At 65.8% G+C, this 20,680-nt stretch carries 20 protein-coding genes and 1 tRNA gene; 7 read left to right on the forward strand and 14 right to left on the reverse strand.

Features of this window, described 5'->3' with window-relative positions:
* Positions 1-31: 31 nt before the first annotated feature.
* The 5 genes from DWG18_RS10610 to DWG18_RS10630 all read right to left on the reverse strand — a co-directional run bounded on the left by DWG18_RS10610 (position 32) and on the right by DWG18_RS10630 (position 8,086).
* Complete coding sequence (locus DWG18_RS10610) at positions 32-1,306, reverse strand: DUF445 domain-containing protein (protein ID WP_162823797.1); 1,275 nt, start codon at positions 1,304-1,306, stop codon at positions 32-34.
* 73 nt (positions 1,307-1,379) lie between these two features.
* Positions 1,380-2,207: an NYN domain-containing protein gene (locus tag DWG18_RS10615; RefSeq protein ID WP_115647159.1), complete on the reverse strand. Its 828-nt coding sequence runs from the start codon at positions 2,205-2,207 to the stop codon at positions 1,380-1,382.
* A gap of 128 nt (positions 2,208-2,335) precedes the next feature.
* The gene (locus DWG18_RS10620) at positions 2,336-3,472 is read right to left on the reverse strand and encodes a hypothetical protein (protein WP_115647160.1); all 1,137 of its coding nucleotides are present in this window, start codon (positions 3,470-3,472) and stop codon (positions 2,336-2,338) included.
* Positions 3,473-3,679: 207 nt separating this feature from the next.
* On the reverse strand, positions 3,680-6,376 hold the full coding sequence (locus tag DWG18_RS10625) for a DEAD/DEAH box helicase family protein (protein WP_115647161.1): 2,697 nt from the start codon (positions 6,374-6,376) through the stop codon (positions 3,680-3,682).
* 3 nt (positions 6,377-6,379) lie between these two features.
* The gene (locus DWG18_RS10630) at positions 6,380-8,086 is read right to left on the reverse strand and encodes a site-specific DNA-methyltransferase (protein ID WP_115647162.1); all 1,707 of its coding nucleotides are present in this window, start codon (positions 8,084-8,086) and stop codon (positions 6,380-6,382) included.
* 103 nt (positions 8,087-8,189) lie between these two features.
* On the opposite strand from DWG18_RS10630, the gene dbpA reads away from it, so the two are divergent.
* Both dbpA and DWG18_RS10640 read left to right on the forward strand, forming a co-directional pair.
* Positions 8,190-9,575, forward strand: a complete 1,386-nt coding sequence (dbpA, locus tag DWG18_RS10635; protein ID WP_115647163.1) for an ATP-dependent RNA helicase DbpA — start codon at positions 8,190-8,192, stop codon at positions 9,573-9,575.
* Positions 9,572-10,039 (forward strand): YaiI/YqxD family protein, encoded by a 468-nt coding sequence (locus DWG18_RS10640; protein WP_240318513.1) that lies wholly within the window; start codon positions 9,572-9,574, stop codon positions 10,037-10,039. The genes dbpA and DWG18_RS10640 overlap by 4 nt, the downstream gene beginning before the upstream one ends.
* A gap of 3 nt (positions 10,040-10,042) precedes the next feature.
* Here the strand turns inward: DWG18_RS10640 and DWG18_RS10645 are convergent, their stop codons facing one another.
* The 3 genes from DWG18_RS10645 to DWG18_RS10655 form a co-directional block, all read right to left on the reverse strand.
* Positions 10,043-10,324, reverse strand: a complete 282-nt coding sequence (locus DWG18_RS10645; RefSeq protein ID WP_115647164.1) for a hypothetical protein — start codon at positions 10,322-10,324, stop codon at positions 10,043-10,045.
* Positions 10,325-10,372: 48 nt separating this feature from the next.
* Positions 10,373-10,777, reverse strand: coding sequence for a hypothetical protein (locus tag DWG18_RS10650; RefSeq protein ID WP_115647165.1), 405 nt, complete (start codon positions 10,775-10,777; stop codon positions 10,373-10,375).
* Positions 10,778-10,926: 149 nt separating this feature from the next.
* On the reverse strand, positions 10,927-13,356 hold the full coding sequence (locus DWG18_RS10655) for a catalase (RefSeq protein WP_115647166.1): 2,430 nt from the start codon (positions 13,354-13,356) through the stop codon (positions 10,927-10,929).
* A 220-nt stretch (positions 13,357-13,576) separates the two neighbouring features.
* Between DWG18_RS10655 and DWG18_RS10660 the strand changes: the two genes are divergently transcribed.
* From DWG18_RS10660 to DWG18_RS10670, 3 genes are all read left to right on the forward strand, one after another.
* Positions 13,577-15,457, forward strand: coding sequence for an MFS transporter (locus DWG18_RS10660; protein WP_115647167.1), 1,881 nt, complete (start codon positions 13,577-13,579; stop codon positions 15,455-15,457).
* Positions 15,458-15,543: 86 nt separating this feature from the next.
* Positions 15,544-15,888, forward strand: a complete 345-nt coding sequence (locus tag DWG18_RS10665) for a CD225/dispanin family protein (protein ID WP_240318654.1) — start codon at positions 15,544-15,546, stop codon at positions 15,886-15,888.
* Positions 15,885-16,298 carry a DUF2752 domain-containing protein gene (locus DWG18_RS10670; RefSeq protein WP_115647169.1) on the forward strand — a complete coding sequence of 138 codons (414 nt, stop codon included), beginning with the start codon at positions 15,885-15,887 and terminating at the stop codon, positions 16,296-16,298. Before DWG18_RS10665 ends, DWG18_RS10670 begins: the two co-directional genes overlap by 4 nt.
* Here DWG18_RS10670 and nudC read toward each other — a convergent pair.
* Genes nudC through DWG18_RS10685 form a run of 3 tightly spaced genes read right to left on the reverse strand, consistent with a single transcriptional unit; the run spans position 16,276 to position 18,327 of the window.
* A complete protein-coding gene (nudC, locus tag DWG18_RS10675) occupies positions 16,276-17,211 on the reverse strand; it encodes an NAD(+) diphosphatase (protein WP_115647170.1) in 936 nt (311 codons plus the stop codon). The two genes, DWG18_RS10670 and nudC, sit on opposite strands and share 23 nt — an antisense overlap.
* Entirely contained in the window at positions 17,208-17,582 is a 375-nt protein-coding gene (gene erpA / locus DWG18_RS10680; RefSeq protein ID WP_205289342.1) for an iron-sulfur cluster insertion protein ErpA, read from the reverse strand. Before erpA ends, nudC begins: the two co-directional genes overlap by 4 nt.
* 58 nt (positions 17,583-17,640) lie before the next feature.
* On the reverse strand, positions 17,641-18,327 hold the full coding sequence (locus tag DWG18_RS10685; RefSeq protein ID WP_115647171.1) for a DUF6776 family protein: 687 nt from the start codon (positions 18,325-18,327) through the stop codon (positions 17,641-17,643).
* A 95-nt stretch (positions 18,328-18,422) separates the two neighbouring features.
* On the opposite strand from DWG18_RS10685, the gene DWG18_RS10690 reads away from it, so the two are divergent.
* Entirely contained in the window at positions 18,423-19,019 is a 597-nt protein-coding gene (locus DWG18_RS10690) for a DUF4126 domain-containing protein (RefSeq protein ID WP_115647172.1), read from the forward strand.
* A gap of 9 nt (positions 19,020-19,028) precedes the next feature.
* Here the strand turns inward: DWG18_RS10690 and bfr are convergent, their stop codons facing one another.
* The 3 genes from bfr to DWG18_RS10705 form a co-directional block, all read right to left on the reverse strand.
* Positions 19,029-19,499, reverse strand: coding sequence for a bacterioferritin (gene bfr / locus DWG18_RS10695; protein WP_115647173.1), 471 nt, complete (start codon positions 19,497-19,499; stop codon positions 19,029-19,031).
* Positions 19,500-19,579: 80 nt separating this feature from the next.
* Complete coding sequence (locus DWG18_RS10700) at positions 19,580-19,786, reverse strand: (2Fe-2S)-binding protein (RefSeq protein WP_115647174.1); 207 nt, start codon at positions 19,784-19,786, stop codon at positions 19,580-19,582.
* 55 nt (positions 19,787-19,841) lie between these two features.
* On the reverse strand, positions 19,842-20,453 hold the full coding sequence (locus DWG18_RS10705; protein WP_115647175.1) for an RNA pyrophosphohydrolase: 612 nt from the start codon (positions 20,451-20,453) through the stop codon (positions 19,842-19,844).
* Between the two features lie 143 nt (positions 20,454-20,596).
* Here DWG18_RS10705 and DWG18_RS10710 point away from each other — a divergent pair.
* Positions 20,597-20,673, forward strand: a tRNA-Met gene (locus DWG18_RS10710).
* Positions 20,674-20,680: the final 7 nt, after the last annotated feature.

The raw sequence follows: 20,680 nt of genomic DNA on the forward strand, positions 1-20,680 counted from the left end.
GCTTAGCTTTCCCGCCGCACCGCCCCGTCCGTCACATCGACAACGCGATCAGCTGCGTCACGCCAAAGATCAGCCCACCGATCAGCGCACCCACCGCAGTGCCGTTGTAGCGGATGAACTGCAGGTCGCTGCCGACTGCCAGCTCCAGCTCGCGCGTCATCTCCTCGGCGTTCCAGCGGTGGATGCGGTCGACGATGAAGCGTCGGATCGCATCGCGATGCTCGTCGATCAGCGGCTCGACCGTCTCGCGCACGCTGGACGACACCCAATCGCGCAGGTCGGCATCCTCGAGCAGACGCTCGCCGACCGCGTGCAGGCCCTGCGCCACCCGCGTCGCGATCACCGAGTCGTCGCGCGCCGCGTCCTGCTCGACCCAGCGCACCAGGTCGGCCAGGAGCAAACGCACGTAGGCGCGGAAGTCGTCGCTGTCGAGCAGGCGATCGCGGAACGCATCGACCTCCGCGCGCAAACGTTCGTCGGTGCGCAGGCGCGCGGCGAATCCCTGCACCTGCGTTTCGATGTACTGGCGCAGCTCGTGATCCGGATCTTCCGCCATCTCGCCGATCAGCTCGATGCCCGCCGAGATCAGGCGGTTCGACGCGTACTCGTCCGCGCCCAGCCAGCGCAGCACGCGGCCGACCTCGCGCGCCACGCGGCGCTTCACCTCGTCCTGCACCGACGGCGACTGCAGCTTGTCCGACAGGAAACGCAGCACGTCCGTGACCAGCGCCTGATGGCGGCCGTCCGCGGTGAACCGCTCGATGCCGAGTGCGGCCAAGCCGGAGAGATCGAGGCTGCGCAGCCGCTCGCGCGACATGTCGTGCGCGAAGCGCAACAGGCGCTCGTCCGACAGCACGTCGAGCACCCGCGCGAGCCCGCGCGCCACCGCACGCCCCACCGCGCGCGACGTATCGGCGTCCGTCAGCCGACGCGCGAGCGCCGCCCCGATGTCGACCTCGCGCAGCTTCTCCGCGACCTGCTCGCGCCCGAGGAAATGATTCGCGATGAAGTCTGCCAGGCTCTCGCCGATGGCGTCCTTGCGCGTCGGGATGATCGCCGTGTGCGGAATCCAGCGCTGGCCCAGCGGATGGCGGAACAACGCGACGACAGCGAACCAGTCGGCGAGTCCGCCGACGAGGGCGGCCTCGGACATCGCGGCCAGCAGCGCCAGCGACCAATGGTGCAGGTGCTGCTCGGCGATGCGGGCGGCGAGGAGGACGAGCGCGGCGAAGACCAGCAGCGCCGCGGCGATGCGCTTGCGGCGGTTTAGGGCGGTGATGCGGGGGTCGATGGGCGTGTCGGACAAGATCGCCAATTACTGCAATGGCCGGAGGCTCATCACCCTACTCGACCGGTACACGAAGCATGTCGACGCGGCTCTAGCCCGCCAGCGCGACAAAGACGACCTTGCCCTGTCCATCGGGCGCCGCGCGCTCCTCGAGCCGAAATGCCGCTGGATGCATCTTCAGCAAATCACTCAATTTCTTCTTGCCGTACAAGCGCGGATCGAAGTCCGGACGCACCTTGTTGAGGTAGTTGCCAACCGCGCCCAGGTTTGCCCATCCCGACTCGTCGGATGCCTGGTCGATCGCCTGCCTGATCAAATCCACCGGCACTGATGTCGGCGTCGAAGCTGGCGTCACCCCGGCAGCCTGCGCCTTCGCTGGCTGCACTTGGGGCGTTGGCGTTGCCTTCTTTGCGACACCCTTGGACGCCGACTTTTTCGCCACGGGGGTCGGCACCGGCTCGGCGCGCAAGACTTCCGTATAGACAAACTTGTCACAGGCCTGCACGAACGCATCCGGCGTCTTGCGCTCGCCGAAGCCGTACACCGTCAATCCTTCCTCGCGCAGACGCTGGGCGAGGCGCGTGAAGTCGCTGTCGCTCGACACCAGACAGAAGCCATCGAACCGACCCGTGTACATCAGGTCCATCGCGTCGATGATCAGCGTCGAGTCCGTCGCGTTCTTGCCGCTCGTGTAGGCGAATTGCTGCATCGGCTGGATGGAATGCTGCAGCAGCACCTTTTTCCAGCCCGACTGCTGCGTCGAGGTGAAGTCGCCATAGATGCGGCGCACGCTGGCCGTGCCGTACTTCGCCACCTCGTCCAGCAGCCCACCAATAACGGACGGCTGCGCGTTGTCGGCGTCGATAAGGATGGCGAGGCGGCGGGTGTCGATAGTCTTCGAGCCATTCCTACTAGTCATTGCCCTTTGTTCTCAGATCAAAGATCAGGTTTGTTGCCAGGCAGCTAATGCTCACAGGAATGCAACCCGACCCAATTTCGCTTCATTGCCTCGCAACGTTTCCTTGCCGTTGCCCCAGAAAGCAGTGTCTAGTCCACTTTGAACGCCGCCTTGAGCCGGTCAACCGTGGTTGGCCAATCCGGCGATTTTGGCTTGGCAGCCGAGTTCTGATTGCCAAACAGCCCCGTTTCGCGCACGGCTTGTGCCTCGGAAACAGTGGCTATCCACTCGACGGGAACGAAGTACTCAGTGCGCTCGGGATCGTCAGCGGTTGCTCGCATCGCATCCGAGACGCGCCCCACGTCAAGATACTTGCGCATGCCCTGCGAGGTCGAAACTTCAAACTCACGGGCTGGGACAGGACGGCCGCGGACTACGCCGACTCCGAGGTATCCAACGCCCGGTGAATTCACCCAGACGCGCCCACCTGGCTCGAGAAGATTCAGCGTTCGCGAGAACCACGAGCCGCCGCCTGCGCTGATGAAGCCGTAGTTGCGTGCGTCATCCCAACAGCGATGTGAGAGATCGCCGTAGTTGGCGTAGTACTCCTTGTTCCAGGGCACCTGCGCACGCCGCGCGGTTTCCTCGACCTGCTGCTTGTTGCGGACGCGAACCTGGTAGTCCTCGGCCTCCTTGAGCGGAATGATCTGCTGAAACTCGAGCAGTAGCCGTTGATCGACCCGATAAGCGCCGACACGGAAACAAGTGATGTCCAGGCGCCGCTCGTTGAGCCACAGAATCGATGTGGTCAGTTCGCGTGAGAAGTCCTCTGAGAAGAGGACGATACGCACGTCCTGTGCGAAGTCATCCTCGTTGGGCTCGCTCCAGGCGAGGTGATCGAGGAGCCTTTGACGCGCTTCCGTGGGCGTCGCCCCGACGTTCACCAGATGGTGCTCGAATGCCACCACGGCCTGTTCGAACGTCATCGTGGACACCATGGCGGCATAGCGGATCGCCTGCAGCTCCATGTGCGCGCCCGTATCGCCACGCTTGAGCTCGATCACAACCAATGCCCCGGAACGGTGAACACCTAGCAGGTCAATGCGCCGCTTGGAGTCGTCCCAATCTCCGAACTCCTCTGAGATCACCAGAACGTCCGACATCAGTTCCGCGACATGGCCACGGAGCAACCGCTGGAAATCGCGACGCTCGTGTATAGCCACCTCCGCAAGACTCACGCGCGTCAAGCGCTGCAGTCGATCGCACCCCACTTCAAAAAAAGCCATGGTTGTTACCTCCTCGCGCAGCTCGCATCGCCGCCAACCTGTTTGATCCGAGGTCTGCCCACAACGATCCGTCCGGCAATAGGATCCAGCCCCAATTTTCGAAGCTGAATTGACACCGATACAAGCACGGGCAAGCTCGCGGAAATGGATCCGTTTGCCCCATTCTTCCGTGCCGTTTCAACTCGCACGTCAGTCTGACGCCGCTCGTCAAAGCTTTTCTTCAATCCAGTTCCACTGCTTATTCTTCAGCATGACAAAGCGACAACGTCCTTCAGACAGACTCTCCCATAGTCCACCGATAAGCCGATCGTCCTCAGCTGCAGCCCAACGATCGGCGCCCTTGTATTCAACGATCAGAATCGAGCGTGGCTGCTCAGTGGTGCCCGGCAACTGACACAAGAAGTCTGGATAGAAGCGCCCATCAGCCTTTTGTAGAAAGAACGAACTGCCTTCGCGTCGAACGAGGTTGCGCACCCAGAACTGGATGCGTCCCTGCTGCGCTTGAATGTCCAGCCAGCAAGCGCACTCGAACTCCTCCTTGCTATCGAAGTCGCCGATGCGGCCGTAGAAGTGCTTGCGGAAGTCGAAGTGCCCGAACCGGCCGTCGTAGTCACGACTGGGCGCGTACGCTTGGGGGTGGAACTCAAAAGCGTACTGATCCGTCACCGCGACGCGCGATGCCGCATCGTCGCCGAACAGAGTCTGTTGGAACGCCTTGCCGACAGCCAGTCTGCGCAGCTCACGAATGCGTGCTTCCAAAAGGTTGCGCAGCATGAACTTCTGCAGATTCGCACGGGCGAGCGTGAAGCTCTCGCGGCGCAACAGTTCGGTCAGCCACTTGGCCACAAAGGCTTGCTTACTCGCGTGGGTGAGTGAAGGTTCCGGGAGATTCCGGCACAGCCACGTCGCGAGGCGCACCTCGTCCCAGTGCTCTGGCTGATAGACCAGCCCTAAGTCACGCTGCAATTCGGGCAGGAATCGCGAAACAACCTTGCCGCCGTCGACATCGATCTCGCCGCCTTCGGACACTTTGAGGCCCGCGCCAAGCGCGGTGATGTCCTCATCTGTCGGAGCCGCGTCATACGTAGACAAGTCCCATGGATAGTCGAGAACCTCTGGATCGTCGAACAGCTGCAGCTCATCCTGCACGCGCAACGCCAGCTGCGGAACGCGGAAGCGCTCACCCAACTCGGCTGGCGTCTGGAAGAACTCGATAGCCGTTGTGCGGCTGATCTCAGCCGCCTCGACGATGGCCACCGCCGCCGATTCGCTGGTGACTGAGCTCTTGAGCACCTCCGCCTCATCCTCGGTCAGCGGCGTGGTGATGGTCAGCGTGTTGAGCTTGCCGTTCCAACTCACCTTGTCGCGCACCGGCTTTGGCACGCTCTTGAGATCCGGTTTCTCTGTCAACGTGATCGCCACCGGCCGAACCACCACGCGCCCGGCGTGGCCTTCCAAGTCCAGCCGCGCTTGCTCGGCCTTGACAGCGGTGACGAACTCGGTCACCTCGCGTCGTTCAAAGCCCGCGCCCGCCACCAGGCGGTCTCGTAGCGCGCCTGCCGTCTCGGAAAAATTGCGCGACACCACGAAGGCATAGGACTGATTAAGGGCCTTGGCCTGCCGATGGCTGGCGTCGGGTTGACGCAACACGCGCCCTAGCAGCTGCTCTACCGCTGTGGCTGATGACAGCGAGGCCATGCTCACCAGGATGTACGCGAATGGGCAGTCCCAACCCTCGGCCAGCGCTTTCTGGGTGATGACGAACTTCACTGGGCATGCTGGATCGGCAACGCCCAGCTTGTAGTTGGCGTCGATCTGCTCCAGCCCCTTTTCCTCGCCGGTGGCCACAACGATCTCGCTGGCCGGAATGCCGTGGTTTGTGATTAGTTCGTTCTTGACGCGCTCGACATCCAGCGTCTCCACCCCAGCACGGCGGGGCTCCGATTGAATCAAGACCAGCGGCCGGAGGTAAGCGCTGCCCAAGCGTCGTTCCTCTTCAGCCAACTTGTGCAGGGCGTCGCGCCGGCCGATGGCGTCAGCCAGGCACTGTTGCCAGTTCGGCTCGGTTTCCAGCACCACGGGCAGCTTGATCATTTCCTCCGCCTTCAACTCGGCGGCTGAGACGCTGTGCAGCACGTTGCTGGGCGTACGTTCCATGTCCGGCGTGGCGGTCAGTTCCATCACGCCGCTGGGGCGGAAGCGCGCCAGCATGTCGAAGGCGAGTTCGGTGCGGCTGTTGTGCGCCTCGTCGACCACGACGAAGGGTCGACGAAGGCGCAGCACGTTTGCCAGCGAGCACGGCGTCGTGCGCTCGGCACCTTCGCCTTCGCTCAACAAGCCATCGCGCTGTGTGGGCGACAGGTTGTCGAAGTGGTGCATCAGCGCGCCACTGCTTTGATACACCTTGCGGGACTCCTCGTCCTCCACCTGAAACGCCTGTCGGGTAGCGACGATGATCGTGGTCGACGTGTCCAGCGTCGCGCGGGTCACGCTCTTGGCTTCGTCGAGATCCATCACCGCGATGGGACCGGCCTCGCGCAGCGCCGCGTGATACGGATGCTGGCGGTCGCGAAGCGCGCGCAACGTTTGCTCGCGAATAGGCTTGCTCGGTACCAACCACAGAATCACGCTGTGCTCGCAGTGCAGTAGATGCGTATTGACCAACGCCACGCTCTTGGCCGCCAGCCAGGTCTTGCCGCCGCCAGTGGGTACGCGGAGACAGAAATACGGCATGTCGGAAGGAAAGCCCGACAGCGGGTTGTACGCATTGCCACGGCCCCACAGGCGCTCCGTGGCGGCGGTAAAGGCGATCGAGGGCGACGGCAGCTCATGGCAGGATTTGAAATAGACCTCGATGCTGTCGAGCACCTGCTGCTGATAGGTCTTGGGGGTGAACGTCGTCATCGTTTACACCTGCAACGCGTAAGGGGTTTGCTTGAAGGTGATTCCCTCGCGTGCAGCGCGACCACCCATGCGGTTGGCCGCTGCGTAAATCACTTTCGGGCCGGCGAACTTCGGAAGCATGTCCAATACCGTGCCGGTAAGCACGTTACCGCCCGCGACAGAGCGGTCCTTGAGAATGCCGTTGTAAAGCAGATAGATGGCGCGGCTCTCGTGGACGCCCAGCAGCGGCGAATCGGCGCAGCCCGTGTAACCCACACCGGTCTCGGCGAACCAGACGAATTCGGCCAGTTGAGCAAAGGTAACGTCACGGCGAATCTGGCCTTCAGCATCGAACAGCGGTTCCGGCGAAAGACGACAGAACTGGAACCCACCACCGAGACCCGCGACTGCTTCCCCTTTTGCACTGGTGTATCCGCGTGCAATGCGCCGCACACGCTGAGCGGTGACGCCAGTCGCGATTTCGTCCTTCATCTCCACCAAGATAAATCGGCGCGAGTGGCCATCCGCCCGGTTTAGCTTCAGCACAGCATTGGCCGTCGTTCCCGACCCGCCGAATGAATCTAGGATCAAGTCGCTACCACTGGTAGTGAAGCTCAACAACTCCTCGATCAGTTCCGTTGGCTTGGGGAAGTCAAATGGCCGCTTGTCTTCCGGAAAGATTGCTTTGATTTCGTTTGTCCCGATGCGGCCATCAAGTTCAAAGAGGCTTGAGAGTTTGGCTCGATAGTCCTTAGCGTAGACCTTGAGTTCGACCAGCTTTGTCTCGTCATCTCCGAAGATTATTCGCCCCTCGTCAATCAGACGGCGCATCGACTCCTCAGGAAACCGATAGCCCATTAGCGGCTGCTGGCATGCCCGACCCGTGACTGGGTGAAGGATGTCGTAGCGGTAGCCTTCCTTACCCGGATTGTGAACAGAGCGCATTCCGGTATAGACGCCGCCGCCGTCGATGAACTTGTAGTCCTCGAAGGGCCACAGCTGGGACTTATTCTCCCGGTACCATTTCGTGTAGGCGGCTTGAAGAGCCGATTGGTCAACGTGCTCGTTGATAAGTTTCTCGCCAACCTCGAGCAAGCGTGTCTTTATCTCGAGAGTCGACGCCTTCCACTCGCTCGGAACCTTACGTTTGTCTTTGGCGTAGCAGAGGATGTACTCATGCTCGCTGGCAATTTGGGTGGGATTGTTGTCTGTGGCGTTCTTCCAGACGATTACCCCGATGCGATTAGCAGCACCGAAAATCTCGTCGAACAGTAAGCGCATGCTTGCGACCTCGACGTCGTCAATGCTCGCAAATATGACACCGTCGTCGCGCAGAAAGTCTCTAAGAAGCCTTACTCGCGGGTACATCATGCAAAGCCACTTGTCGTGCCTGCACAGGTCGTCAGCCTCAGCGCCGACGACTTTCCCAAGCCATTCCAAGATTTCGGGGCTCTCAACTCGATCGTTATATATCCAGCCGGCTCTCTTGCCGTCTGCACCCCGGTCGTCCTGCCCAGTGTTATACGGCGGGTCAATGTAGATGCACTTCACTTGCCCGGCATAGCGGGGCAACAGAGCCTTTAGCGCGTGCAGGTTGTCGCCCTGCACGATGAGGTTGCCGCCTGTATCTACACCGCAGGCAAGATCGGGCACCGGTTCCAGTAGGCGGAAAGGAACTTCCTGGTGATGTTTGACGACAGCTTCCTTCCCAATCCAGTTCAGTGTTGGCATGCGCCTAGTGATCCTCAATGCTCTTCCCGTTTAGTGTGTCCTGAAGTCGGAAGCTTTGCGCGCCCGGGACACTAGCCAAGACACCCTGCCGCTACCATGTCGCATGACCTCCCCCCTCGAATTCACCGACCTCCCCCTTGAACCCGCCCTCTTCGCCGGCCTCGACGCCCTCGGCCACGTGCAGATGACGCCCGTGCAGGCGCAGAGCCTGCCGGCGCTGATCGAGGCGCGCGACGTGATCGCGCAGGCGCCGACCGGCAGCGGCAAGACGGTCGCGTTCGGGCTCGGATTGCTGCATCGCATCGAGGCGTCGCGCATCGAGGTGCAGGCGCTGGTGCTCTGCCCGACGCGCGAGCTGGCCGAGCAGGTGGCGCGGCAGGTGCGCAAGCTCGCGACGGGCGTGCCCAACCTCAAGCTGCTCACGCTCACCGGCGGCGTGGCGCTGGCGCCGCAGCTGGCGTCGCTGGATCAGCACGCGCCGCACGTGATCGTCGGCACGCCCGGCCGCGTGCAGGAGCTGCTCCGCAAGAAGGCGCTGAAGCTGCGCGACGTGCGCGTGCTGGTGCTCGACGAAGCCGACCGCATGCTCGACATGGGCTTCGAGGAGCAGATCCGCGAGATCGTCGGCGCGACGCCGCGCACGCGGCAGACGCTGCTGTTCTCGGCGACGTTCCCCGACGCGATCCGCGCGGTGGCGCAGGCGACGATGCGCGAGCCGGTGGAGGTGAGCGTCGAGGCGCACGTCGACCAGCCCGCGATCGAGCAGCGGTTTGTCGAAGTGGAGCCCCCGCAGAAGACGGCCGCGCTCGCCGGCGCGCTGCTCGCGCACCACGATGGCCGCGCGGTGGTGTTCTGCAACATGCGGCGCGATGCGGATGAAGTCGCGTCGTCGCTCGCGCACCTGGGCTTCGATGCGCTCGCGCTGCACGGCGATCTGGAGCAGCGCGACCGCGAGGAAGTGCTGGTGCGCTTCGCCAACGGCAGTTGCGACGTGCTGGTGGCCAGCGACGTCGCCGCGCGCGGGCTAGACATCGAGGATCTCGGCCTGGTCGTCAATTACGACGTGCCCAGCGATGCCGACACCTACACGCATCGCATTGGCCGCACCGGGCGTGCGGGGCGTGGCGGCGTCGCGCTGACGCTGTGCACGGGTCGCGAACGTTCGCGCCTGGCGGCGATCGAAACCGCGCTCGGCGTCGACGCGGTGCTGCGCAAGCCGACGCTCGCACCGCTGCGCAATGGGGTCGGCCGGCATGCGTCCATGCGCACGCTGCGCATCGACGGCGGCCGCACCGACAAGCTGCGCCCCGGCGACATCGTCGGCGCGCTTACCGGCGAAGCCGGCCTGCCCGCCACTGCGCTCGGCAAGATCGACGTGTTTCCGACGCGCAGTTATGTGGCGGTGCGTCGCGAGGATGCGGCGCGCGCGCTGTCGCGCCTGCAGGAAGGCCGGATCAAGGCCAAGCGCTTCCGCGTGCGCAAGCTGTGAGCGAGCCGTCGCGGATCTGGGTGGACGCGGATGCGTGTCCGGGCGTGATCCGCGACATCCTCGTGCGTGCGGCGAACCGCGCGAAAGTTGAGACGATCTTCGTCGCGAACCAATGGATCAAGTTGCCGACGTCGCCGTGGTTGCGCGCGATCCAGGTGCCGCAGGGGCCGGACGTCGCTGACGAAGAGATCGCGGCGCACGTGCGTGCGGGCGATCTGGTGGTGACGCAGGACATCCCGCTCGCGGCGAAGGTGATCGAAGCGGGCGCGACCGCGATCAATCCGCGCGGCGAGCCGTACACGAAGGACACGATTTCCGAGCGGCTGTCGATGCGCAACTTCATGGACGAGCTGCGCGGTTCGGGTGTGCAGACGGGTGGGCCCGCGCCGTTCCATGCACGCGATCGGCAGACGTTCGCGGCCGGCGTGGATCGCTGGCTGGCGCGACGTCCGCGTGCGTCGTAAGCGCTAGGCGATCAGCTCCGCGAGCTGCGCGCTGCCGGCCATCAGCAGGCCGATCACCGGCAGGCAGGCCGCCATCGCCCACGGCGTGCGCATCGGCGACACGCCAGCCTGCGCCAGCAGCGCGCCGAGGAACACCGCCGGGAACAATTGCAGCGCGATCGCCACGCCGCTGCCGAGCGCGAGGCCCAGCAGCGCGGTCATGCCGCTGATCGCGCCCGCGGTGACGAGGGGCGACACCGCGTCGGACACGGCGATGGGATGGACGTCGGCATCAAGGAAGCGCATGGACCAAGGGTCTCCCGCGGCCGTGCAGGCCATGTGACGCGCGCCTGTTCAGGGTGAACGCGCCTCATCCATCGCCGGCGCCGTCGTCGCATTGGGCACCCGACGGAACAGGTTGACCGCGAACAGCAGCAGCGCGAGCAACGTCAGCACCGAACCACTGCCGACGACGGGCACGGCCCAGGTCGTCCCGGCGATCGAGCCGTAAATGCCCGCCGGCAGCAGCACGGCACCCAGTGCATGCGCGACGTAGTGCGCGCTGACCATGCGGCCGGAGAGATCCGGGCGGGCGTTGTAGAACAGCCCGGCCACCATCATCAGCACGCCGCCGACGAGGTTGAGGTGCGCATGGACGGGCGCGTAGGTGAAGTCGTGCTGTCCGCCCATGACCATGCCCATTACGACGCCGACGAGCAGCAGCAGGATGCCCGTGCGCAGAAACAGCGTGCCCTTCATGGAGACCCCCCGTCGCGCGGAAGTGCGCGCGCCGGATGATGGGCGGACACGGCGCCGCAGCACGCGCCGCCCATCGGCCCGGACCACGACTCTGGTGCCGTGGTCCGGGTGCAGCGAGGTACCAAGGGCTCGCGCGAACGCCCCCCGGCTCAGACCCGCGGCGGGTCGGTCTCGCGGTCCCAGTGGCGATGCTGGGAGACGGCCGCGACGAACGCCTCGAGCGCCGCATCGGTGTCGTCGCCATCCATCACCAGCAGGCCCGGGTCCGGCGTGCCGTCCGGCAGTTCGGTCGGCAGCCCCGCCGCCTCGACCAGTCGCTGCGACGCGCCGAGCGCGAGGATGGTCTTGCAGTGGCGGTACTGGTCCTTGAGGCCTTCGAGCATGCGACCGTTGGCGAGCAGCGCGTCGACCGCCTGGTCGCCGTCGGGCAGCACCATCGCGTCGAACAGGAACGCGGGTTCGTTCTCGAGCGAGGCGTCGGCGTCGAGCACTTCGCCGTCGGCGGTGCGCACCGGCCCGATGCGCGGGCCGACCAGGCGCGGCACCGCACCTTCGTCGAGCAAGGCCGATTGCAACGCCGTGACCGTCGCGCCGTCGACGCCATCGGCCACGACGATCGCGATCTGGCGCGTGCGGATGCTGCCGTCGCCCGGTCGAGCGAGCAGCGACAGCGCATCGGAGACCGCGACTTCCGGTTTCGGCGGCTTCGCCAGCACCGGCGGCATCGGCGCGGGCACGTCCATGCCCAGCCCACTCGCGACACCTTCGGCAAGCACGTCGGACACGTTCGCCAGCATCGACACGACGCGTTCGCGCACCGCCGGCACCGTCACCTTCGACAGCTCGAAGCGGAACGCCGCGATGATGTGCGCCTGTTCGATCGGCGTCTGGCTGTCGAAGAACAGGCGCGCCTGGTTGAAGTGTTCGGCGAACTTCTCCGGCTTGCCGCGCACTTCATTGGCGTCGATCGGTTCGGGGAACGCGACGAAACCGGCCGCGCCCGCCTGGAACGGACAACCGCCCGCAAGACTGTTGGGTTCGTACGACACGCGGCCGCGATGGATCGCCTGTCGGTGCAGGCCGTCGCGCTGGTTGTTGTGCACCGGCGCGATCGGCGCGTTGATCGGGATCTCGTGGAAGTTGGGCCCGCCGAGCCGAGTGATCTGCGTATCGACGTAGGAATGGATGCGCCCGGCGAGTAGCGGATCGTTCGTGAAGTCGATACCGGGAACGACGTGGGCGGTGCAGAACGCGACCTGCTCGGTCTCGGCGAAGAAGTTGTCCGGATTGCGATCGAGCACGAGGCGGCCGACGGTGCGCAGCGGCACCAGCTCTTCGGGCACGAGCTTGGTGGCATCGAGTACGTCGAAGCTGAAGCTTTCGGCCTGTTCTTCGGTGAACACCTGCAGGCCGAGTTCGTACTCGGGATACGCGCCGGCTTCGATCGCTTCCCACAGATCGCGACGGTGGTAGTCGGGATCGGCACCGGAAATCTTGACGGCTTCGTCCCACACCAGCGAGTGCGTACCAAGCACCGGCGTCCAGTGGAACTTCACGAATACCGCGCGGCCCTTCGCGTTGACGAGCCGGAACGTGTGCACGCCGAAGCCCTGCATGGTGCGATAGCTGCGCGGAATCGCCCGGTCGCTCATCTGCCACAGCAGCATGTGCGTGGACTCGGGCATCAGCGACACGAAATCCCAGAACGTATCGTGCGCACTCGCCGCCTGCGGCATCGCGTGGTGCGGCTCGGGCTTCACCGCATGCACGAGGTCGGGGAACTTCATCGCGTCCTGGATGAAGAACACCGGGATGTTGTTGCCGACGAGATCCCAGTTGCCCTGCTCGGTGTAGAACTTCACCGCGAAGCCGCGCACGTCGCGCGCCGTATCCTTGCTGCCGCGCTCGCCCGCCACGGTCGAGAAGCGCACGAAAACCGGCGTGCGCTTGCCTTTCGCCTGGAACGGCGCGGCGACGGTGAGGTCGGTGAGCGGCTCGTAGCACTCGAAGAAGCCGTGCGCCGCAGAGCCGCGTGCATGCACGACGCGCTCGGGAATGCGTTCATGGTCGAAGTGCGTGATCTTCTCGCGGAGGATGAAGTCCTTGAGCAGCGCGGGACCGCGCACGCCTGCCTTCAGCGAGTTCTGGTTGTCGGCGACCGGCACGCCCTGGTTGGTGGTGATGGCCTGTCCGGTGGAGTCGACGCGCACGCGGTCGAGCGGATCGACGGTCGGATTCTCGCCAAGCGCCGCCGGCGCGCCGGTCTTGTCGCTGACGTTGACTTCGCTGAGCGTGCTGGCGCCGACGATGGGTTCGATGCCGACGTGATCGCCTTCCGGCGCGACGGGCAGCGCGCCACGTTTCGCGTACTCGCTGGCCTTCGCGGTGTTGGTCGGCATCGCGGCGGCGACCTGCTGCGTCTGCGCCATCTTCTCCGCCGCTGCGTCGCCCGTGCCCGGAGGCGGGGCCTTCGCACTGCCGCTGTCGGTCTTGCGCGCGGCGGCCTTGCCGCCCGTTGCGCGGCTGGAGGCGCTCTTGCGTGTCGGTGACGCCTTGCCGGCCGACTTCTTCGTAGCCATGGAATGTCCTGTCATGCGGAGGGGCCGCCGCAGGCTAGGTGCGGTTCCGTGATGGCCGGTTCATAGCGACCGCATGCATGGCGGACGGGCTCTGCAGTGCCGGGCGACGCGGACTATGAGCCGGACACCGCGGAGAGCGACGCCGCACGCGGCGCGCCCGCCATTGGTTCGAAGCGCGGCTCTGCTAGATTCGCGGCGTCCCGGGGGAGACCGAAGCCGCATGGCGCACAACCAATTTGCACTGCTGGGCCAGCGACGCTTCGCGCCCTTCTTCGCCACGCAGGCGATCGGTGCGTTCAACGACAACGTCTACCGCCAGGCCATCATCGGCCTGCTCGCCTTCCTCGCCGTGGGCACGGCGGAGACGACGCTCTACGCCAACCTCGCGCCGGCGATCTTCATCGTGCCGTTCTTCCTGTTCTCCGCGCTCGCGGGGCAGATCGCGGAGAAGTACGAGAAGTCGCGACTGATCCGCGCGATCAACCTGTTCGGCATCGCGGTGATGGCGGTGGCGGCGGTCGGTTTCGCGCTCAAGAGCCTGCCGGTGCTGATGGTCGCGCTGTTCCTCACCGGCCTGCATGCGACGTTGTTCGGGCCGGTGAAGTATTCGATCCTGCCGGCGGTGCTGGAACCGCGCGAGCTCACCGGCGGCAATGGCCTGGTGGAGATGGGCACGTCGGTGGCGATCCTGCTCGGCATGCTCGCCGGTGGCGGCATCTTCGCGCTCGGTCATGCGCAGGCGCCACTCATCGCAGCCGTCGCGGTGTTCGCGCTGGCCGTGCTGGGCTACATCGTGTGTCGCGCGATTCCGCGCTCGGATGCGAATGCGCCCGACCTGCAGGTCAGCTTCAATCCGGTGCCCGAATCGCTGCGCATCCTGCGCATGTCGCGCAAGCAGCTCGCGGTGCGCAATTCGATCCTCGGCGTGTCGTGGTTCTGGTTCGTCGGCACGGTGCTGACGTCGCAGCTGCCGGCGTATGCCGAAGTGAATCTCGGCAACGGCCATCTCTATCTGTTCGCGCTCGCGTTGTTCTCGGTCGGCACCGGCGTGGGTTCGGTGCTGTGCGAGAAGCTCTCGGCGCGCACCGTCGAAATCGGCCTCGTGCCGGTCGGTGCGTTCGGCATCACCGCGTTCCTGCTCGACCTGTACTTCGCACGCACCGGCGCGCCGCCGGCGACGGGCCTGTCGCTGCGCGAATTCCTCGCCGCGCCGGGTGGGCTGCGCATCGCCATCGCGCTGGCGGGGGTTGGCCTGTCGGTCGGCATCTTCGTGGTGCCGTTGTTCGCGCTGATCCAGAGCCGCACGCCGAGGGTGGAGCTGTCGCGTGTGATCGCGGCGATGAACATCCAGAACTCGGTGTTCATCGTGATGGCCGCGCTCGGTGCGATCGCGCTGCAGCGCTACCTGCACTGGACGGTGCCGCAGCTGTTCCTCGCACTCGCGATCGCAAATGCGCTGGTGATGCTGTGGATTCTCAGCATCGTGCCGGAGTTCGCGATGCGCTTCGTCAGCTGGGTGCTGGTGCGCTCGCTGTACAAGCTGCGCCCGCGCGGTATCGACGCCATTCCGGACGAAGGCCCCGCCCTGATCGTCTGCAACCATGTCAGCTACATGGACGCGCTGATCCTCGCCGGCACCATTCCGCGGCCGGTGCGCTTCGTCATGTACTACAAGATCTTCAACGCGCCGGTCATGCGCTGGATCTTCAGGACGGCGAAGGCGATTCCGATTGCCGGGGCGCGCGAGGATCCCGTGCTGATGCAGAAGGCGTTCGACGAGATCGATGCGGCGCTCGCCGAAGGCGAGCTGGTCGGCATCTTTCCCGAAGGCGGACTGACCAAGGACGGCGAGATCGCCGCGTTCAAGTCGGGCGTCGAAAAGATTCTCGAGCGGCGCCAGGTGCCGGTGGTGCCGATGGCGCTGCGCGGCATGTGGGCGAGCATGTGGAGCCGTCGCGACGGCCGCCTCGGTCGCGCCCGCGTGCCGCGTCGCTTCCGCGCGCATGTCGACGTCGTCGCCGATGCGCCCGTCGACGGCGCGAATGTCACCGCCGAATCACTGGAAGTGCAGGTGCGCGAGCTGCGCGGCTCGGCCGCCTGACCGATGCGCCTGCTAGCATCACCCAAGTTTTCCGTTTCCCGACCCAACCATAAGGACGCCGCACCATGAGCACGCCGCCGCCCGTCATGCCGCCCCCGTCACCGATGCCGCCGCAGGCCGGTGGCGTTCCCGTTCCGAACTACATGGTGTGGTCGATCATCATCACCGTCGTATCGCTCTGCCTTTGCTGCGTGATCGGCACGATCCCGGGCATCGTCGCCATCGTGTTCTCGAGCAAGGTTAACGGCGCACTCGATCGTGGCGACTTCGCCGAAGCCAAGCGTTCGTCCGACGCCGCCAAGCTGTGGTGCTGGATCACCACCGGCCTGTGCGCACTGGGCCTGCTGATCAACATCGGCATGATGGCCACTGGCGGCATGGCGCGGTACACCGAGCGCCTGCAGCAGATCGAGCACATGCAGGGCCGATGATCGCGCTCGACGCCCGTCGCAAGGTGATCGCCGCCGCGCTCGGCGCGACGGCGGTCGCGGGCGTCGCCCTGCTCTATCGTTTCGATCCCAACTCGGCAGCAAGCCCGCTGCCGGGTTGCATCTTCCACGCACTCACCGGCCTGTACTGCCCGGGCTGCGGCATGACGCGCATGCTGCATGCGCTGGTGCATGGCGACATCGCGGGCGCAGCGTCGATGAACGTGCTTGCGCTGCTCGGGCTGCCGGTGCTCGCGCTGTTCGCGTTCGAGCAATTCGCGCAGCGTCGTGTGCTTGAAGGCGCCGTGCGACGCATCGCCTTCGACGGCCGCCTCTGGATCATCGCCGCCCTTCTGTTCGGCGTGCTGCGCAACCTGCCCTGGGCGCCTTTCAGCGCGCTGGCGCCGGGCTGAGCGCCGCCGTCGCGTCCAGCCACTCGCGCACGAGCCAGTGTGCGATCGAAATCCGGGACGGCATTAGCAGCGGCGCGTCCGCGGTATCGCCGCGCTCTTCCGCCGCGAGCGCCTCGACGATCTCCTCGCGCTCGAACCAGCGCGCATGCTCGAGCTCTTCGCTGTCGCGCACATCGCCAGGCTCGGCGACTGCGATGAAGCCCAGCATCAGCGACGTCGGAAACGGCCACGGCTGCGAGCCGAGGTAACGGCTCGCGACGACTCGAACACCGGTCTCTTCCATCACTTCGCGCGCGACCGCCTGCTCCAGCGTCTCGCCCGGCTCGACGAAACCCGCGATCACCGAGTGACGTCGCGCCGGCCATGCCGCCTGCCGACCGAGCAGCAGACGCGAGCCCTCGCCCACCGCGACGATCACCGCCGGATCAGTGCGTGGGTAGTGCTCGCGCGTGCAACGCAGGCAGCGACCGAGCCAGCCGGCGCGCACGAATTCGATGTCACCGCCACAGAAGCCGCAGTAGCGATGACGCAGATGCCAGTGATGCAGCGCGTGCGCGGTCGCGTAGGCATTCGCTTCGAGCGGTGACCACGATGCCGCGGCCGTGCGCAGATCGATATGCGCGTCGCCCAGATCTGCCCGCGGGAGCGCGAACCAGGCTTGGCCGGTGGCGTCGAGCCCGAGGAAATAGGCGTCGTCGCTCGACGCCGCCAGCGCATCGCCGCGCACGACGACGGGATAACCGGAGGCATCGGCAGCGGCACGCCCTTCGCTGTCCAGCCGCAGCACGCGCGCTTCGGGCCACAGCGACGCAAGCGCCTTCCCGTCACCACGCAGATGATCGGCGCGATCGAGCGGCGCGAATCCGCTTGCATCTCCGACGAGCGAGTACGGCGCGTCGGAAGCGGACGTCATGCGGAGAACGAGGATCCGCAGCCGCAGGTGGTCTTCGCGTTCGGATTACGGATCACGAACTGCGCGCCATGCAGCGATTCCGTGTAGTCGACTTCCGCGCCCATCAGGTACTGCAGGCTCAGCGGATCGACGACGAGCGTCACGCCATCGGTCTCGACCGCGAGGTCGTCGTCGGCGCGCTCTTCGTCGAATTCGAAGCCGTACTGGAAGCCCGAACAGCCACCACCCTGGATGTAGACCCGCAGGTTGAGGCTGTCGTTGCCTTCTTCGTCGATCAGCTGCCGCACTTTCGCGGCGGCGGCCGAGGTGAACGCCAGCGGTCGCTCCAGCGACTGGTAACCGGGCGCCGTCGGCAGGTCGATCATGTTCATGTGCGCAGGATACCAGCGGGCCTCGCAACGCCCGGCCAACGGCGCCGCGACGCTGGGTTCAGCGCGGGGCGCCCGCCTCTTCGGTGGCCTCGGCCCAGGTCAGCGGATGCTCGACCACGGCACCGCCGCGCGGTTGCAGTCGGACCGTGACCCGCGCCGGGGTAAAGCCCGCGGGCAGGAAGACATCGCCATCGATCTGCTGGAAATAGCGGAACGAATACGGCGCGCCCGGCGCCGCCGGTTGCTGGCGCAGCGTCGGCCAGTCGAGCGTCTCAAGCTTGCCCTGGCGGCTGCCTTCGATCGCGAGCGTGAGCGTGCCGGTGCTGACGGCCGCGCGGTCGAGGTTCTGCGTCAACACCGCGCTGAAGTGCCAGGCCCCGCCCGGCTGACGGTGCAGCTGCAGCGCATGCACGCTCAGGCCGTGGCGCTGGCCCGTCGCGCCGACCAGCCGTTCGTAGAAGTCGACGTCGGCCTTCAGCTGTGCGATCTGCTCCTCGCGCTCCGCGAGCGTGGACTGCAGCTTGGCGTTGGCAGCGCGACTGATCTCATCCGAGCGCGACAGCGTGGCGACACGCTGCGCGAGCGCGTCCGTAGCGCCTGCATCGCCGGGCGCTGCGTGCCCACCGCGCGCGACCTGCCACACGCCCCAGGCGCCGAACACCAGCGCGAGCAGGAAGACGAGCAGAGCGGCGATGAGTCCGAACCCGGTGCGGGCGACGGCGGAGGGCGTCGGTCGCGTGGACATGGCGGCCTTTACGAAGCGGCAGTGCCCGCAGTATGCCCACGCCGCCTGCACGCGGGCGGTCGTTCCATTGCCGGTGGCGTTCTGGAGATTCCCCCATGTCCGATGCCCCGCTGTTCGCGCTTGGCCTCGTTCTCGCCTGGTTGGCGGGAATCCGTGTCTACCTGACGGTCTTTGGCATCGGGCTGGCGGGCGCGCTGGGCTGGCTGCATCTGCCACCCGCGCTCGAGGCCGCGCAGTCACCGTGGGTGATCGGCGTCGCCGGCGCGCTCGCGCTGGTCGAATTCTTTGCCGACAAGATTCCGGGCGTCGATTCGGCCTGGGACCTCGTGCACACGCTGCTGCGCGTGCCGGTCGGCGCCTTCCTCGCTGCGGCCGCGCTGTCGCCGGACGGGCATCTGGGCGCGGGCGCACTGGCGATGGGCGCGGGCGTCGCGCTCGCCAGCCACGGACTGAAATCCGGAACGCGCGCGCTGCTCAACATCTCTCCGGAGCCCGTGACCAACTGGGGCGCATCGCTGGGCGAGGACACCGCGACGGTCGGACTGCTGGCGCTGCTCGTCGCCCATCCGGTCGCGGCGCTCGTCGTCGTGCTCGCGATCAGCCTGCTCGTCGCGCTCGCGATCGGCTGGCTGTGGCGTCGCGTGCGCGGCGTGGTGCGACGGGCCGTCGGCACGCCGCGGCCCGTCGCCTGACGTCGCGGATCAGCTCTCGATCTTCGACTGCAGGTAGAGCGCGTCGCCGAGGCGATCCATCAGGCCGAGCTGCGTTTCGATCCAGTCGATGTGCTCTTCCTCGGATTCGAGGATGTCGGCGAACAGCTGGCGGCTGACGTAGTCCTGCACCTGCTCGCAGTAGGCGATCGCTTCACGCAGCAGCGGCAGTGCCTCGTATTCGAGCGCCAGATCGCAGCCCAGCACTTCGCGCGGGTTCTCGCCGATCTTGAGCTTGCCCAGCGACTGGAAGTTCGGCAGCCCGTCGAGGAAGAGGATGCGTTCGGACAACTTGTCCGCGTGCTTCATCTCGTCGATCGACTCGTGGTACTCGTGGTCGGCGAGCTCTTTCAGCCCCCAGTTCTTCAGCATCTTGGCGTGCAGAAAGTACTGGTTGATCGCGATCAGCTCGTTGTAGAGCGCGCGATTGAGGAATTCGATGACCTTGGCATCGCCCTTCATGGGCTGGCTCCGTGACACGGAGCGGGCACTCTAAACCGGTGCGCCGTCGTGCGGCGTAATGCGAATCGCCTGCGTTGCGGTCACGCCGCGACGGACAGCATCTCCAGCGGCACCGGCTGCAGCTGCGCGGCCGTCTCGTCGAGGATCGACGTCGCCATTTCGATGCAGCTGCCGCAGCTCGCGCCAGCGCCGGTGCGCATCGTCAGCTCCGTCATGCCCCGGCACCCGGACTCCGCCGCCTGGCGGATGTCGCGATCGGTGACGCCATTGCAGATGCACACGTACATGAGGACCGGGTCGTTCGGTGGGACGCCCACAGTCCAACACGAATGAGAATGATTGTCAATTAGAGGCGGGTTCAGGTGTCCCGACCGATGGCGCGCCGAACCCGCCCGACCGCGGTCGCGAGCGGTGCGGCGACCGGCCGCCACGGGCGTCGCAGGGGTCAAGAACCGGCGTCGGGATAGCGGTGGCGCCGGCGAGCTGCCGGGCGGTGGGCGCCAGATGGCGCAGCGCCCGCGAATAGACGCCCCGCTTGAACGTCACCACGTGGTCCAGCGGGTACCAGAAATCGACCCAGCGCCAGTGGTCGAACTCCGGCTTCTCGGTCAGGTCGAGGCGCACCTCGGACTCGGCACCTTTCAGGTGCAGCAGGAACCACACCTGCTTCTGGCCGATGCAGACCAGCCGGTCACGGCGGCGGATCGCCCGCTGTGGCAACCGGTAGCGCAGCCAGCCGGGCGTCGCCGCCAGGACATCGACGTGCTCGGGCAGCAGACCGGTCTCCTCGCGGAGTTCCCGGTACATCGCCTCGATGGGCGTCTCGTCGGTATTCATCCCGCCCTGCGGGAACTGCCAGCCATCGCGATGGACACGACGGGCCCAGAACACCTGGCCGCCGGCATTCATGATCACGATGCCCACGTTGGGGCGGTAGCCGTCCGGATCGATCACGATGCGGACCTCGATTGCTTAGGCACGAAGCCACTGCGATCGACTCTGCCACGGGGACCGGTGGACAACAAGCGAACGCCGTGTCGACGTGACGGACATTGACAGCCAGCGGCCGAACCGGAAGAATTCGCGGTTCACCGCATGGCTATGTAGCTCAGCCGGTTAGAGCACAGCACTCATAATGCTGGGGTCGGTGGTTCGAGTCCACCCATAGCCACCACGCGGTC

It is taken from the genome of Lysobacter sp. TY2-98, assembly GCF_003367355.1.
GTDB lineage: Bacteria > Pseudomonadota > Gammaproteobacteria > Xanthomonadales > Xanthomonadaceae > Cognatilysobacter.